Origin of the sequence: Afifella sp. H1R (assembly GCF_021462425.1) — a bacterium.
GTDB classification, from domain to species: domain Bacteria; phylum Pseudomonadota; class Alphaproteobacteria; order Rhizobiales; family Afifellaceae; genus Afifella; species Afifella aestuarii.
The window spans coordinates 525,573-540,939 of record NZ_JAKEDY010000001.1 but is presented as its reverse complement, the minus strand read 5'-3'; the positions used below and the strand labels follow the sequence as shown (position 1 = coordinate 540,939).

The window sequence follows — 15,367 nt, the reverse complement described above, 5'->3', positions numbered from 1 at the left end:
GATGCAGCTCACCGTCTGGACCTATGAGGGACCGCCGCATGTCGGAGCGATGCGCATCGCCACCGCCATGGAAGGAATCCACTACGTCTTGCACGCACCGCAGGGCGACACCTACGCCGATCTCCTGTTCACGATGATCGAGCGGCGCAACAAGCGCCCACCGGTCACCTACACGACGTTCGAGGCGCGCGACCTCGGCACAGATACGGCCGAAATCTTCAAAAACGCGGCACGCGAGGCCTACGAGCGCTTTCAGCCGCAGGCGATGCTGGTCGGCGCGTCCTGCACGGCCGAGCTCATTCAAGATGATCCGGGCGGCCTTGCCAAAGCACTGGCCCTGCCGATCCCGGTCGTTCCGCTGGAACTGCCGTCCTATCAGCGGAAGGAAAACTGGGGCGCGTCGGAGACCTTCTATCATCTCGTTCGGGCCCTCGCCGGCCCGCATGCGCCGGCGCCCGGCACGGAACGACCGCAACGGGATGCGGGCCGCCGGCCACGGTGCAATCTGCTCGGACCGACCGCTCTCGGCTTTCGGCACCGCGACGACGTGGCGGAGATCACCCGCCTTCTCGACCGCCTCGGCATCGATGTCGCCGTGACGGCGCCGCTCGGCGCCACTCCGGCCGATATCGCGCGGCTCGGAGAGGCCGATTTCAACGTCGTGCTCTATCCGGAAATTGCGCAAACGGCCGCCGGTTGGCTCACCCGCACGTTCCGCCAGCCGGCAACGAAAACGGTCCCGATCGGCTTCGGCGCGACGATCGACTTCATCAAAGAAGTCGCCGAGATCGCAGGCGTCGATCCCACCGCCGTTCTCGCGGGCGCGCCATCGCGTCTTCCGTGGTACTCGCGCTCCGTTGATTCGACCTATCTCACCGGCAAGCGCGTCTTCATCTTCGGCGATGCGACGCATGTCGTTGCAGCCGCGCGCATCGCCGACAAGGAGCTCGGCTTCAAGGTCGTGGGCCTTGGCACCTATTCGCGGGAATTCGCCCGCGACGTGCGCGCCGCCGCCGAAAGCTATGGCGTCGAAGCGCTCATCACCGACGACTATCTCGAAGTCGAGGAGAAGGTGGCAGAGCTTCATCCCGAGCTCGTTCTCGGCACGCAGATGGAGCGGCATATCGCGAAGCGGCTGCGTGTGCCGTGCGCCGTCATCTCGGCGCCGGTCCACGTCCAGGATTTTCCGGCACGCTATTCGCCGCAGATGGGCTTCGAAGGCGCCAATGTGATCTTCGACACCTTCGTGCATCCGTTGATGATGGGCCTCGAAGAGCACCTTCTCGGCATGTTCCGCGGCGATTTCGAGTTCCACGACGAGGTCCAGCCATCGCATCTGGGGCACGGCGCCGCACCGGCGCAAGACCAGACTCAGATCAAAGAAACGGAGATCGAAAAGGCTGAGATTGCCAGTGTCGCCCAAGCTGTCACCTGGGCGGCAGAAGCGGAGCAGGAACTGCGCAAAATACCGTTCTTCGTCCGCGGCAAGGCGCGCCGCAATACCGAACGCTTCGCCGAAGAACGCGGCTTAGCGACGATTACAGTTGAGACACTCTACGATGCCAAAGCCCATTTCGGCCGATAACGCGACGCCTCTGCGCGTCGTCATCGTGACACTCGACAGCCATTTGGCGAGCGCAGTCGAGCGCGCACGCCCGATTCTCCAGAAAGAGATCCCCGGTCTCATCCTCAATCTGCACGCCGCCACCGAATGGGGTGACGATGCAACCGCACTCGGCCGCTGCCAGGCCGACATCGCCGAGGCCGATATCATCCTCGCCAATATGCTCTTCATGGAAGACCATATTCAGGCGGTGATGCCCGCCTTGAAGGCGCGGCAGAACGAATGCGACGCCATCGTCGGCTTCATGTCGGCGGGCGAAGTGATCCGCCTCACCCGCATCGGCCGCTTCAAGATGGACGGCTCGCAGGGTGGCGCGCTCGCACTTCTCAAGCGGCTTCGAGGCTCGGACAAGCGCGACAAGGAAGGCGCCAAGCAGGCCGCCAATTCGGGCGCCAAGCAGATGGCGATGCTGCGCCGGATCCCGCAATTCCTGCGGTTCATCCCCGGCACAGCCCAGGATGTGCGCGCCTACTTCCTGGTTCTGCAGTACTGGCTCGCCGGTTCGGAAGACAATATCGTCAACATGGTGCGGCTTCTCATCGAGCGTTACGCCGAGGGCCCGCGCAAACAGCTGCGCCACCATTTGAAGGCCAAGCCGCCGGTCAATTATCCGGAGGTCGGGCTTTATCATCCGAGACTCAAGGGACGCATCACGGAGCGCCTGGAAGCCCTGCCCTCCCCGTCGAAGGAGCGCAAGGGCCGTGTCGGCCTCCTCATCATGCGGTCCTATGTGCTTGCCGGAAACACGGCGCATTACGACGCCGTGATCGACGCGCTGGAGGCCCATGGCCTGCAGGCAGTGCCGGCGTATTCGAGTGGTCTCGACAGCCGGCCTGCGGTTGAAGCTTTCTTCACGCCGAACGGACGCCCGGTTGTCGATGCCGTCGTGTCATTGACGGGCTTCTCGCTCGTCGGCGGCCCCGCCTACAACGACGCCAAGGCGGCCGAAGAGATGCTGACGCATCTCGACGTCCCTTACATTTCGGCACAGGCTGTCGAGTTCCAGACGCTCGAGCAATGGGAGGGCTCCGACCGCGGCCTCCTTCCCGTCGAAACGACCATGATGGTCGCGATCCCGGAGCTCGACGGGGCAACCGGGCCGATGCTCTTCGGCGGTCGTTCGGAGAATGCCGAACAGACGCGCGATATGCAGGCGCATTCAGAACGCGCCCAAATGCTCGCCTCGCGTGTCGACAAGCTCGTCAGGCTTCGTCACACGAAGCGCGCGGAGCGCAAGCTCGCCGTCGTTCTCTTCAATTTCCCGCCGAACGCCGGCAGCACCGGCACTGCGGCTTACCTTTCGGTTTATCATTCGCTTTTCAACACGCTGAAATCCCTCAAGGAAGCGGGTTATACGGTCGACGTGCCTGAAAGCGTCGATGCCCTGCGCGACATGATTTTGAAGGGCAATGCGAGCCGCTACGGCACGGACGCCAATGTGCATGATCGGATCGCGACCGACGATCACGTGAGGCGCGAGCGCTATCTGAAGGACATCGAAGCGCAGTGGGGCCCGGCGCCCGGACGGCAACAAAGCGACGGCAGCTCGATCTTCGTGCTCGGTGTTCAGCTCGGCAATGTCTTCGTCGGTGTGCAGCCGGCCTTCGGCTATGAAGGCGATCCGATGCGGCTTCTCTTCGAGAAGGGCTTTGCCCCGACGCACGCCTTCTCCGCCTTCTACCGCTATCTGCGCGAAGATTTCCGTGCCGACGCGGTTCTGCATTTCGGCATGCACGGCGCGCTCGAATTCATGCCGGGCAAACAGACGGGGCTATCGGATGCCTGCTGGCCCGACCGGCTGATCGGAGATCTGCCGAACTATTATCTCTATGCGGCCAACAATCCGTCGGAAGGCTCAATTGCCAAGCGGCGCTCCGCAGCAACACTGATTTCCTATCTCACGCCTCCCGTGGCCCGTGCCGGGCTCTATCGCGGCCTTCTCGATCTCAAAGCCTCTCTCGACCGCTGGCGGGCTTTGCCACCGGACGAGACGAAGGAGCGCGAGCAGCTCGCCCCGCTCATTCAGGCTCAGGCGGCGGAGCTCGACCTGGCGGCTCCGGAGCCCGCCTGGGAGGATCCCGCAGCAGAGACGGCGAAGCTGAGCGAGGCCATTCTCGACCTCGAATACAGCCTCATCCCGCACGGCCTGCACGTCATCGGCGAGCCACCTTCGGCGGAAGAGCGTGCCGATCTCCTCCTCGCGGTGGCTGAAGCCCGTTTCGGCACCAAGCCGGAGAAGGACGCTGTCGAGGCGCTCGTCGCCGGGCGGCAGCCGCGGCAGGCTCTGGTCGTTGGCGGAATGGACGAGAACGACGCGAACATCGAATTGTTCGATGAGCTCGCCTCGACCAACAAGCTCCTGTCGGAGGACCACGAACTCCCGTCTCTCATCCACGCGCTCGACGGATGCTTCGTGCGCCCTGCCCCCGGTGGCGATCTTCTGCGCACGCCGGCGATCCTGCCAACGGGCCGGAATGTGCATGGCTTCGACCCCTTCCGCATGCCGAGCGCTTTCGCCGTTACGGATGGGGCGCGCCAGGCGAAGCGCCTCCTCGACCGCTATGTCGAAGACGGACATCCAATCCCGGAATCGGTGGCGATGGTCCTGTGGGGGACCGACAATCTGAAGAGCGAAGGCGGTCCGATCGCCCAGGCTTTGGCGCTGCTCGGCGCGCGGCCGCGTTTCGACAGCTTCGGTCGTCTCTGTGGGGCTGCTCTCATCCGCCTGGAAGATCTCGGTCGGCCGCGCATCGACGTCGTCATGACGCTGTCGGGCATCTTCCGCGACCTCCTGCCGTTGCAGACCAAGCTGCTCGCCGAGGCCGCCTATCTTGCCGCCACGGCGGATGAACCGCTTGAAATGAACTATGTGCGCAAGCACGCCCTGCGCTATCAGGAAGAGCATCAATGCGACCTGGAGACGGCCGCGCTGCGCGTCTTCTCCAACGCCGACGGTGCCTACGGCTCCAACGTCAACATGCTGCTCGATTCCGGGCGCTGGGAGGACGAGGACGAGCTCGCCGACACCTACGCAAAGCGCAAATGCTTCGCTTACGGACGCCAGGGCGCGCCCAAGCAGCAGGCCGCTCTTCTGCAGACGATCTTCAGCGATGTGGAACTCGCCTACCAGAACCTCGAATCGGTCGAGCTCGGCGTGACCACCGTCGATCACTACTTCGACACGCTCGGCGGAATCAGCCGCTCGGTGCGCAAGGCCAAGGGCGGCGAGATTCCCGTCTACATCGGCGACCAGACCCGTTCAGAAGGCATGGTTCGCTCTTTGTCGGAGCAGGTCGCACTCGAAACCCGCACCCGCATGCTCAACCCGAAATGGTACGAAGGCATGCTGAAGCACGGTTACGAAGGCGTGCGTCAGATCGAGGCCGCGGTCACCAATACGATGGGCTGGTCGGCCACGACAGGTCAGGTCGCGCCTTGGATCTATCAGCAGATCACGCAGACATACGTGCTTGATCCGGAAATGCGGCAGCGCATGGCCGCCCTCAATCCGGTCGCGTCGGCAAAGGTCGCGCACCGGCTTCTGGAGGCACATGAGCGCCAGTACTGGCAACCCGACGAGGCCGTGGTGGAAGCCCTGCGGCAGGCGGGTGAAGAACTGGAAGACCAGCTCGAAGGCATACCCGTGGAGAGAGCCGCATGAACATCCCTCTGAGACCGATGCCACCGATCGCGAAGAACGAGGACGGAGAAGGCAGCGTTCAGGTTCGGCTCGATCCGTCGATCCATATCGAAACGGCGAAAGTGTTCGCCGTCTATGGCAAGGGCGGGATCGGCAAGTCGACGACCTCGTCGAACCTGTCGGCGGCTTTTTCGAAGCTCGGCAAACGGGTTCTGCAGATCGGTTGCGACCCGAAGCACGATTCGACCTTCACCTTGACCAAGCGCCTCGTGCCGACGGTCATCGACGTTTTGGAGTCTGTGAACTTCCATTCCGAAGAGCTGCGCGTCGAAGACTTCGTCTACGAAGGCTATAACGGCGTCATGTGCGTGGAGGCCGGCGGACCGCCTGCCGGCACAGGCTGCGGTGGCTATGTCGTCGGCCAGACCGTGAAGCTCCTCAAGGAGCATCATCTCCTGGAAGACACAGATGTCGTGATCTTCGACGTCCTGGGCGACGTGGTCTGCGGCGGCTTCGCCTCGCCGCTGCAGCATGCCGAGCGCGCGCTTATCGTCACCGCCAACGATTTCGATTCCATCTTCGCGATGAACCGGATTGCCGCGGCGATCCTCGCCAAGGCGAAGAACTACGACGTGCGGATCGGCGGCGTCATCGCCAATCGCAGCGCTGGAACCGACGAGATCGACCGCTTCAACGAAGCGACAGGACTGAAGCGTCTGGCGCATCTGCCCGATCTCGATGCGATCCGGCGCAGCCGTCTGAAGAAGTCGACGCTTTTTGAAATGGAACCCTCCCCGGAACTGGAGCAGGTGCAGAACGAATATCTGCGCCTTGCCGCTCAGCTCTGGGCAGGCGTCGAACCGCTTGCAGCGACACCGATGAAAGATCGCGAGATCTTCGACTTTCTGGGATTCGATTGATGCCAACAGCCTCGTATTTGGAGCGCCGCGGAGAGCTTGAGACCTATTTCGACCGCACCGCGGCCGATGCTTGGTCCAAACTCACGTCCGACGCGCCGGTGAGCCGTATTCGGGCCACCGTGCGCGCCGGCCGCGACCAGATGCGGGCGACCCTGTTGAGCTATCTGCCGGACGACCTCTCTGGGCTGCGGCTCCTCGATGCCGGTTGCGGAACCGGTGCGCTGTCCCTGGAAGCGGCGCGCCGCGGCGGCGATATCGTCGCAATCGATCTGTCGCCGTCGCTCGTCGCACTCGCCAAGGAGCGCACCAAGGACGAGCCGGAGGCACAGAAGATCGATTTCCACGTCGGAGACATGCTCGATCCCGCGCTCGGTGATTTCGACTTCATCGTCGGCATGGATTCGCTCATCCATTACCGTGATCAGGACCTCGCGAATATTCTCGCCCGGATGGCGACGCGGGCCCGGCAGGGGGTGGTTTTCACCTTCGCGCCCCGCACAGCGCTGCTCGCGGCCATGCACATGGCGGGGCGGTTTTTTCCGCGCAGCGACCGCGCACCTTCCATCGAACCGATCAGCGAAGCGCGGCTGCGCCAGCTGGTCGCTGCGACACCTGAGCTAACGGCATGGCGGCCGGGTCGAAGCCGTCGTATCGTAAGCGGATTTTACACGTCACAGGCTATGGAGCTCGTGCCCGCATGAAGCGGCTGAACAATTCGGTAAGCGCAGCGTGGAGCCGTCTCGGCCCCCGCTTTTTGCCGTTTGCGGATGCTGCAACGGCCGAGCTTCCGCTCGGCCGCCTCTTGCGTTTGTCATTGTTCCAAGTCTCCGTCGGCATGGCGGTGGTGCTTTTGAACGGCACCTTGAACCGCGTCATGATCGTCGAGATGGGCGTGCATGCCTGGCTCGTTTCCTTGATGGTGTCGCTGCCGCTCGTCTTCGCGCCGTTCCGTGCTCTGATCGGCTTCAAGTCGGACACCCATCGCTCGCTGCTCGGCTGGCGGCGTGTGCCCTATATCTGGATGGGCACGCTGATCCAGTTCGGCGGTCTCGCGATCATGCCGTTTGCGCTTCTGGTTCTTTCCGAAGGCCAGGGCCCGGCGATCATCGCAGGTCAGGTCGGGGCTGCCATCGCCTTCCTGCTCGTCGGCGCTGGCCTGCACACAACGCAGACAGCCGGACTTGCTCTGGCCACCGACATCGCGCCGGCCGAATCCCGCCCGCGCGTCGTGGCGCTGCTCTATGTCATGCTGCTTCTCGGCATGATGGTGAGTGCCCTCGTCTTCGGTGTGGTTCTCGACAATTTCAGCCCGTTCCGGCTCATCCAGGTCATTCAGGGTGCCGCCTTCCTGACGATGGTCTTGAACGTCGTCGCCTTGTGGAAGCAGGAGGCGCGCAATCCCGCGCTCACCGCAAAAGACGCGCCGAGAACCAGCTTCCGTGAAGCCTGGGGCTCCTTCGCCAAAGGTGGACGCGCAAGCCGCCTCCTCGTCGCTGTCGGCCTCGGCACGGCAGGCTTCAGCATGCAGGACATTCTGCTCGAGCCTTACGGCGGCGAAGTCCTGCACCTGACCGTGAGCGGCACGACAACATTGACGGCTCTCCTCGCTGGAGGCTCGCTCGTCGGATTTGCCCTCGCCGCCCGCAGTCTCGGACGCGGCCAGGATCCGCACAAGCTTGCAGCCTATGGCGCGCTTGCCGGCGTCCTGGCGTTCGTCGCCGTGATCTTCGCCGCGCCCCTGGAATCGGCGATGCTGTTCCGGGCAGGCACCATCATCATCGGCTTCGGCGGCGGCCTCTTCTCGGTCGGCACGCTCACAGCCGCTATGGAATTATCGGAGAATGGGCAGAGCGGTCTCGCCCTCGGCGCCTGGGGCGCCGTTCAGGCGACCGCCGCGGGTCTTTCGATCGCGCTCGGTGGCGTCGTTCGCGACACCTTCTCCACATTGGCAGAACAAGGCGTTCTCGGGTCGGCTCTGACGGGCCCGGCCACCGGTTACAGCTTTGTCTACCATTTCGAAATCGCGCTGCTCGCCGTCACGCTCGTGGCGATCGGGCCGCTCGTGGGGTCGGGGGGGCGAACACGCTCCGATCCATCATCGTCCTTCGGTCTAGCCGAGTTTCCCGGCTAGCCGTTGTCAATGGAGGTTATCAATGCCCGCCGGAGCACTTACAGGGTATATGGATGTGGCCCAGATGACGCTTTATGCGTTCTGGATCTTTTTTGCCGGTCTCATCATCTACCTTCGTCGCGAAGATAAGCGCGAAGGTTATCCGCTTGTTGCGGAACGCGGTGAGACCAATGACCGGATTGTCGGGTTCCCCGACGCACCGGCACCGAAATACTTCAAACTTCATGGCGGTGGCACGGCACAGTCCGGCCGCAGCGACGACCGCGACGTGCGTCTGACGCCGGCCGGCCCGTCGAACGGCGCACCGTTCCGTCCCGTCGGCAATCCGCTGGTCGATGGCGTTGGCCCGGCCGCCTATGCCGATCGTGCCCATGAGCCGGAGCTGACGCTCGACGGCGATCCGAAGATCGTGCCGCTCTCCAGCGACGAGAGCTTCTATCTCGATCCGAAGGATCCGGATCCTCGGGGCATGCTCGTCATCGCCGCCGACGGTGAAGTCGTGGGTAGCGTTGAAGATGTCTGGGTCGATCGTTCCGACGTGATGATCCGTTATCTCGAGGTCGCGCTCGATGGCGCCGGCACTGTGCTGGTTCCGTTCGTGATGGCGACCCTCAACGCTCGCCAGCGTCAGATCCGCGTGAACGCGCTGATCGGCAAGCAGTTCGCGGACGCGCCGCGCACGACCAGCCCGAGGAGCATCACCATGGTGGAAGAAGACCGTATCCAGGGCTACTTCGCCGGTGGCAATCTTTATGCGACGCCGGCACGGCAGGAGCCGCTGCTGTGAACGAATACGAATCCGAGCCTATCCGCGGCCTGCCTCAGCGCTTGCCGAAGGGGGAACGGATCCTCTGGCAGGGGGAACCGCGCTGGGCAAGTCTTGCCCGGCGCCTTTTCCACCTTCCAACCCTCGTCGTCTATTTTGCTGTTCTTCTCGCCCTGCGGGCCATTTTGGCTCTCTCGGCGGGGGGAACAGTCAAAGACGCGATCCTGTCGGCGACCTGGCTTTTGCCGGTCGCCGCTCTCGCGGTCGTTATTCTCACCGTCTATGGCTGGCTGATCGCCCGCACCACGGTCTACACGATCACGGAGAAGCGTCTCGTCATCCGCAGCGGTGTCGTCTTGCCGATGACGCTCAACATCCCTTTCGTGGCGGTGGAATCGGCCGCATTGCGGCTCTACGGGCAGGGAATTGGCGACATTCCGCTCGTTCTTTCTCCCAACCACCGTGTTGCCTATTACGCTTTGTGGCCGCACGCTCGGCCCTGGAAAATCAAGCAGCCTGAGCCCATGCTGAGGTCTGTTGCCGATGCAGAGCGCGTCGCGGAGATCCTGGCAGGTGCGCTCGCAGCAACGGCCGGACGTGGCGACCAGGCGGGCGAAGCTGCCCCCGAGGCAGAGACGGATACGCACGCACAATGGTCATCGCACGCGAGTGCGGTGGCATAGGAGATCAAGGTGAGCGGCTTTACGAACACTGCGCCATTTCCGCGAGGCCCCCTTCTGGCCGTCGCGGCGCTGCTGACGGTTTCGATCGTCCTCGCAGCCGTGAGCGCATTTGACCGTAGAGACCACAGCACCGCGATGCCGGGGACGACGGCCGTAGAGGTGCGTCTTCTGCAATTCAAAGATCTGGCCAACGGGGGCGTCGGCATTTTCGACGCCTCCGACGGCAGCCAGATCGCCGTTGCCGCTCCCGGCACGAATGGTTTTTTGCGCGCAACCTTGCGCGGCCTCGCACACGAACGGGAACGTCGCGGCATCAGCCCCGACAGCCCCTTTCGTTTGACCTATTGGGACGACGGACAATTGTCGCTCGAGGATCCCTCGACCGGCCGGCTCGTCGCACTTGAAGCTTTCGGACCGACCAACGCGCAGGTCTTCGCCCGCTTCCTCTCCAAGACGAGGCAGGCGCAATGATTGGCAATTGGGTCGGCGGACGCGAAGAGATCGAAGTGGAGTGCACCATCGAGGTGCAAAACACCTTCGAAAGCCTGCACGCTCATGTGGATCTCGATGGTGGCATCGAAATCCGCCCGGGCGATGCGGTGCGGGTCCATGGTGAGCCGATCACCGTCCCCTACGGCGAGACGGCCACGTTTCGCCGCCGCGCGACGGTGGTGCGGGCGACCGCTTTGGAGCGGCTTTGGACACGCATGACCGGTGACATGGAGTTCATGGAGCTCCTTGAGTTCAGCTTCTCTTCCGAAAGCAGGCTATGACGATCGAGACCCTCTCCCTCTCTCCGAACGACACCACCCTCAAGGCTCAAGAAAGCACGGTTTTGAGTCCGCGCTTTTATACGACGGACTTCGATGAGCTTGACGCCATCGATGTCAGTCACATTCGCCTGGAGTGGGACGCGCTCATCGCAGAGATGAAGAGCGACCCCAACAAGGGCCACTTCAAGCGCACGGAAGCGTGGGACGACGTGAAACTCTCCGATCTGCCAGAGGATCTCCAAAAGGAGTTCGTCGACTTTCTGGTGAGTTCGCTCACGGCGGAATTTTCGGGCTGCGTGCTCTATTCGGAAATGAAGAAGCGCGGCAACAACCCCGATATCTGCGAGCTCTTCCGCTATATGAGCCGCGACGAGGCGCGCCATGCGGGCTTCATCAACGACACGCTCAAGGATTTTGATATCGGCGTCGATCTCGGCTTTCTGACGCGCACGAAAAAGTACACCTTCTTTCGCCCGAAATTCATCTACTACGCCACCTATCTTTCCGAAAAGATCGGCTATGCGCGCTACATCACGATCTTCCGGCATCTGGAAAAGCACCCGGAAAAGCGCTTCCACCCGATCTTCAAGTGGTTCGAGCAATGGTGCAACGACGAGTTCCGGCACGGCGAGGCCTTCGCTCTCCTGATGCGTGCGAACCCACATGTCACGCGGGGCCTCAATAAGTACTGGGTCCGTTTCTTCGTGCTCGCCGTTTTCGCGACCATGTATGTGCGCGACCATGCACGCCCTGCGTTCCACAAGGCTCTCGACATCGACCCGACGGAATATGATTTCACCGTCTTTCGGATCACGTCGGAAATCAGCAAGCAGGTCTTCCCGCTGACGCTCGACATCGACAATCCCCGCTTTCGCGCCGGCCTCGAAAGGCTGCGGCAGGCGAGCGAGAGAATGGCGGCAGCCAAACGCAAGGGCGGCCTCGTCGGCGGCCTACAGCAGCTCTTCTACGGCGCCGGCGCAGGGGTCGCCATCGCCCGTCTTTATTTCCTGCCGGTCAAGGACAATGCCCCGCCGGCCGAGAGCCGGCTCGTTCCGGCCTGGTAGGGAGGCATCAGAGTGTCGCTCTACGCTCTGCCCATCGTCTTTGCGTTGTTTACCTGGTGGTTCTCGACGGGGGCGATTCTGTATCTCGACGGCCTGCCCCGGCGGACGTTTCGTTGGAGTCTCGCCGGCGCGACGGTTCTGCTCGGCGCCGCCTTTTACGGCCTGGCAGTCTCCAGTCGGGATGCGAGCGTCTCGGGCGCCTTTGTCGCCTTCACCTGCGGCCTGACCGCTTGGGGCTGGCATGAGATCAGCTTCCTCATGGGGTACGTGACCGGGCCGAGAAAGAGCCTGTGCCCGAGCGACATTTCAGGTTGGAAGCGCTTCCTCTTCGCTGTCCAAACGATCCTCTATCACGAGCTCGCCATCTTCCTCTCGGCGGCCGTGATCGTCGCCCTCACCTGGGGAGGCCCCAATCAGCTCGGGACCGGCATTTTCTTTCTCTTGTGGGGCATGAGGGCCAGCGCCAAGCTCAACCTCTTCCTCGGGGTGCGCAATCTCTCCGAGCAGTTCCTGCCGGACAGCCTCGCCTATCTGAAAAGCTTCATGGTCAAGAAGTCCATGAATCCGCTCTTCCCTATCTCCATTACGGTTGCAACCGTGATCACCGTGCTGTTTGCGCAGCGCGCCATCGCCGATGTGGCAAGCCCGTTCGAAGCAACCGCCTATACGTTCCTCGCCACACTGATGGCGCTCGCCGTCCTGGAGCACTGGTTCATGGTGCTGCCGCTGCCGGCTGAAGCGCTTTGGAAATGGGGGCTGCGGACCCATGAGGTGCAGCAGCCCAATGACCAGACTTCACAGGCACGGCCGTCGACGCCCTTTTCAGCGCGGACAGCCGCAGCATTACCCGGCAGCCGATTGCGCGCGCAGCCGGCCTTGAGCACGTATGGCGCGTCACCGCCGCGGGAATAATCGGGAGCGATCGGGATGGCACGCGAGGTCAGCGCGGATTTGGGGAGGCGATCCATGGATTACGAAAATTTCTTTCGGCAGGAACTCGAGGCGTTGCGCCACGAAGGTCGCTACCGCGTCTTCGCCGACCTTGAGCGTCATGCGGGCGAGTTTCCGCGTGCCACACATTATCGCGAACGCGGCCGCGCCGAGGTGACCGTCTGGTGCTCCAACGATTATCTCGGCATGGGCCAGAACTCTCTGGTCATCGATGCGATGCATCTCGCACTCGATCGCTGCGGCGCGGGTGCCGGCGGCACACGCAACATCTCAGGCACCAACCACTATCACGTGCTTTTGGAGAACGAGCTCGCCGACCTTCATGGCAAGGAGAGCGCCCTCGTCTTCACCTCGGGCTACGTCTCCAACTGGGCCACGCTTTGCACGCTTGCCGCGAAGCTGCCGGGCTGCGTCGTCCTGTCAGACGCCAAGAACCACGCCTCGATGATCGAGGGCATCCGCCACAGCCGCGCAGACCGCATGATCTTTGCGCACAACGATCCGGAAGATCTCAACCGCAAGCTCGCCGAGATCGACCCGGCGCGGCCCAAGCTCGTCGCTTTCGAATCCGTTTATTCGATGGATGGCGATATCGCGCCGATCGCCGAAATCTGCGACGTCGCCGATGCGCATGGTGCCATGACCTATCTCGACGAGGTCCACGCCGTCGGCCTCTACGGCCCGCACGGCGGTGGCATCTCCGAGCGTGACGAGGTTGCCCATCGTCTGACCGTCATCGAGGGCACCCTCGCCAAGGCTTACGGCGTCATGGGGGGCTATATCGCCGCCTCGACAGCACTCTGCGACTTTATTCGCAGCTTTGCCTCCGGCTTCATCTTCACGACCGCTCTGCCGCCCTCTGTCGCGGCGGGTGCGCTCGCCTCCATCCGGCATCTGAAGGCGAGCGAGGCCGAACGCGACAGACAGAAGGAGCGCGTCGCGACCGTTCGACGGCGCCTTGACGAGATCGGCGTGCCGCATCTCATGAACGAGAGCCATATCGTTCCGGTGATGGTGGGCGACGCCGTTTTGTGCAAGCAGATCAGCGACCGGCTTCTCACGCAGTACGGGATCTATGTGCAGCCGATCAACTATCCGACCGTCCCGCGCGGCACCGAGAGGCTGCGTGTGACGCCCTCGCCTCTTCATTCCGATTGGGACGTCGACCGCCTCATCAACGCCTTGAAGGCGATATGGTCCGAGATCGGCCTCGAACGCGCCGCCTGACCTTTTCCTTATCGCAAGTCTGTCAAAGCGCCGGCCCCTCGCCGGCGCTTTTTTGCGGCCGGACGAGATCTCAGCTGCCGCACAAGAGCAAGCCGTACACCCGCTCTTTCGGCACGCTCTCGCAGGTCGCGGCCCCGCCATCTGAGGCTTGCCCTCACCCGATTGGACAGTTGCACCTCTGGACCGGACCGTGCTCCGGGTCGTCGCCCACGCCCCGGTCCGCAGCTTTTGATGCCGTGGTTACCCTTTTTGAAGAATCACTTGCCCGGAACCGCTCACGTCTTGATTCACGTTTGGCGACGCCCCTGGCGCGTTCTCTGTGCCGCTTAGACCCTGTCATTTTGTGACGGAAGCGTATCCGGTGTTGCGCAGGTAGTTGGCGCATTCTTGAGGGGCGATGGTCTGAACGAGGTGTCCGATGTGGCGCCAGGTGTCGTCGATGGTTCGTTTCTGGGCCATGCGCATCCAGTGTTTGACCTTTGAGAAGACCTGCTCGATCGGGTTGAGGTCGGGGGAGTAGGGCGGCAGGAACCAGAGGCGCGCGCCAGCAGACCTGATGGTCTGGCGGATGATGGCGGCCTTGTGGGAGCCGAGGTTGTCCATGACGACGATGTCGCCGGGCCGGAGGGTAGGTAGGAGCACCTGCTCGACATAGGCGCGGAACGAGGTGCCGTTGATCGGGCCGTCGAAGACGCAGGGTGCGGTGAGCCCGTCGTAGCGCAAGGCCCCGAGGAAGGTCATGGTGCGCCAGTGGCCGTGCGGGGCATAGCCGCGCAGGCGCTTGCCCTTCGGCCCCCATCCCCGGATCGGAGCCATGTTGGTCTTGATCCAGGTTTCGTCGATGAACACCAGGCGCTTCGGATCGAGCCGGGCCTGCCAGCTCTTCCAGCGCTCACGCCGGCGGGCGATGTCCCTTCGCGCCTGCTCCAGGGCGAACAGCGTTTTTTTTGAAGCTCAGCCCCTCGCGCTTCAGGAACTGCCAGACCGCATGGTGGGAGACCGACACGCCCCGATCGGCCAGCATCGCCTGCAGCTTGCGCACGCTCAGATGCGGTGTCGTGGCGATCGCATCCAGGATCACAGCGCGGTGCGCGTCGAGGACGAACACGCGGGGCCCCTCACGCCGGGACGGAGCCACCGAGCCGGTCGCCCGATAGCGCTGATGCCACTTCACCACCGAGGAGACGGCAACATCGAAGCGGGCGGCGACAGATCGAACCGCTTCCCCCGCCTTCACAGCCGCAACGACACGTTCACGCAGATCAATGGAATAAGCTCTGGTCATGCATGCCGGCCTCCGACCCAGCATGCAGCTTGAATCAGATTTGCTTCCTCAACGGAATCCCAATTCCGATTCAGAACCCGAATGACATGCTCTAGGGGACGAACTTCAACGATTGATTCAAGTGACGTGTCTCGCGCCAAGCCGTGCCCCTCGTGCGATCCGGCAGGCAATCCGCACGGTTCGCCGTTTCCTGACACGGCACCTGCGACCACGAATGCATGCAACGAGACGCCTCATCCAAAGCTGCGTCAGCGCCTGCGGTCCGACCGCCAGAATTGTCGCGTTTGCGCAAAACGCCTCACG

The 15,367-nt window shown here is 63.1% G+C and carries 13 protein-coding genes; 12 read left to right on the top strand and 1 reads right to left on the bottom strand.

Annotated elements, in window-relative coordinates:
- Position 1: 1 nt before the first annotated feature.
- From bchB to hemA, 12 genes are read left to right on the top strand one after another with little or no spacing between them, the layout of a single operon-like run.
- Positions 2-1,585 (top strand): ferredoxin:protochlorophyllide reductase (ATP-dependent) subunit B, encoded by a 1,584-nt coding sequence (gene bchB, locus L0F51_RS02500; protein WP_234627803.1) that lies wholly within the window; start codon positions 2-4, stop codon positions 1,583-1,585.
- Complete coding sequence (locus tag L0F51_RS02495) at positions 1,560-5,285, top strand: magnesium chelatase subunit H (protein ID WP_234627802.1); 3,726 nt, start codon at positions 1,560-1,562, stop codon at positions 5,283-5,285. Before bchB ends, L0F51_RS02495 begins: the two co-directional genes overlap by 26 nt.
- Positions 5,282-6,184, top strand: a complete 903-nt coding sequence (bchL, locus tag L0F51_RS02490) for a ferredoxin:protochlorophyllide reductase (ATP-dependent) iron-sulfur ATP-binding protein (RefSeq protein WP_128293895.1) — start codon at positions 5,282-5,284, stop codon at positions 6,182-6,184. Before L0F51_RS02495 ends, bchL begins: the two co-directional genes overlap by 4 nt.
- Positions 6,184-6,885: a magnesium protoporphyrin IX methyltransferase gene (bchM, locus tag L0F51_RS02485; RefSeq protein WP_128293894.1), complete on the top strand. Its 702-nt coding sequence runs from the start codon at positions 6,184-6,186 to the stop codon at positions 6,883-6,885. The genes bchL and bchM overlap by 1 nt, the downstream gene beginning before the upstream one ends.
- Entirely contained in the window at positions 6,882-8,315 is a 1,434-nt protein-coding gene (locus L0F51_RS02480; protein ID WP_234627801.1) for a BCD family MFS transporter, read from the top strand. Before bchM ends, L0F51_RS02480 begins: the two co-directional genes overlap by 4 nt.
- Positions 8,316-8,337: 22 nt before the next feature.
- Positions 8,338-9,102 (top strand): photosynthetic reaction center subunit H, encoded by a 765-nt coding sequence (gene puhA / locus L0F51_RS02475; RefSeq protein WP_234627800.1) that lies wholly within the window; start codon positions 8,338-8,340, stop codon positions 9,100-9,102.
- Complete coding sequence (puhB, locus tag L0F51_RS02470) at positions 9,099-9,764, top strand: photosynthetic complex putative assembly protein PuhB (protein ID WP_234627799.1); 666 nt, start codon at positions 9,099-9,101, stop codon at positions 9,762-9,764. The genes puhA and puhB overlap by 4 nt, the downstream gene beginning before the upstream one ends.
- 9 nt (positions 9,765-9,773) lie before the next feature.
- Complete coding sequence (gene puhC / locus L0F51_RS02465; RefSeq protein ID WP_234627798.1) at positions 9,774-10,235, top strand: photosynthetic complex assembly protein PuhC; 462 nt, start codon at positions 9,774-9,776, stop codon at positions 10,233-10,235.
- A complete protein-coding gene (locus L0F51_RS02460) occupies positions 10,232-10,537 on the top strand; it encodes a hypothetical protein (RefSeq protein ID WP_092814973.1) in 306 nt (101 codons plus the stop codon). The genes puhC and L0F51_RS02460 overlap by 4 nt, the downstream gene beginning before the upstream one ends.
- Entirely contained in the window at positions 10,534-11,601 is a 1,068-nt protein-coding gene (gene acsF / locus L0F51_RS02455) for a magnesium-protoporphyrin IX monomethyl ester (oxidative) cyclase (RefSeq protein ID WP_234627797.1), read from the top strand. The genes L0F51_RS02460 and acsF overlap by 4 nt, the downstream gene beginning before the upstream one ends.
- 12 nt (positions 11,602-11,613) lie before the next feature.
- Positions 11,614-12,513: a putative photosynthetic complex assembly protein PuhE gene (gene puhE, locus L0F51_RS02450; RefSeq protein ID WP_234627796.1), complete on the top strand. Its 900-nt coding sequence runs from the start codon at positions 11,614-11,616 to the stop codon at positions 12,511-12,513.
- A 54-nt stretch (positions 12,514-12,567) separates the two neighbouring features.
- A complete protein-coding gene (hemA, locus tag L0F51_RS02445; RefSeq protein WP_234627795.1) occupies positions 12,568-13,779 on the top strand; it encodes a 5-aminolevulinate synthase in 1,212 nt (403 codons plus the stop codon).
- A 336-nt stretch (positions 13,780-14,115) separates the two neighbouring features.
- Here hemA and L0F51_RS02440 read toward each other — a convergent pair.
- Positions 14,116-15,064, bottom strand: a protein-coding gene (locus tag L0F51_RS02440) for an IS630 family transposase (protein ID WP_234627794.1) whose coding sequence is annotated in 2 segments (ribosomal slippage) — positions 14,116-14,727 and positions 14,729-15,064 — 948 coding nt in all. Because the reading frame shifts where the segments join, the coding sequence is not laid out codon by codon here.
- Between the last annotated feature and the right edge of the window lie 303 nt (positions 15,065-15,367).

Excerpts from the sequence above, each read along its gene's own strand:
- bchB (WP_234627803.1), top strand. The coding sequence starts at position 2 with ATGCAGCTCACCGTCTGGACCTATGAGGGACCGCCGCATGTCGGAGCG.
- L0F51_RS02495 (WP_234627802.1), top strand. The coding sequence starts at position 1,560 with ATGCCAAAGCCCATTTCGGCCGATAACGCGACGCCTCTGCGCGTCGTC.
- bchL (WP_128293895.1), top strand. The coding sequence starts at position 5,282 with ATGAACATCCCTCTGAGACCGATGCCACCGATCGCGAAGAACGAGGAC.
- bchM (WP_128293894.1), top strand. The coding sequence starts at position 6,184 with ATGCCAACAGCCTCGTATTTGGAGCGCCGCGGAGAGCTTGAGACCTAT.
- L0F51_RS02480 (WP_234627801.1), top strand. The coding sequence starts at position 6,882 with ATGAAGCGGCTGAACAATTCGGTAAGCGCAGCGTGGAGCCGTCTCGGC.
- puhA (WP_234627800.1), top strand. The coding sequence starts at position 8,338 with ATGCCCGCCGGAGCACTTACAGGGTATATGGATGTGGCCCAGATGACG.
- L0F51_RS02460 (WP_092814973.1), top strand. The coding sequence starts at position 10,232 with ATGATTGGCAATTGGGTCGGCGGACGCGAAGAGATCGAAGTGGAGTGC.
- acsF (WP_234627797.1), top strand. The coding sequence starts at position 10,534 with ATGACGATCGAGACCCTCTCCCTCTCTCCGAACGACACCACCCTCAAG.
- hemA (WP_234627795.1), top strand. The coding sequence starts at position 12,568 with ATGGATTACGAAAATTTCTTTCGGCAGGAACTCGAGGCGTTGCGCCAC.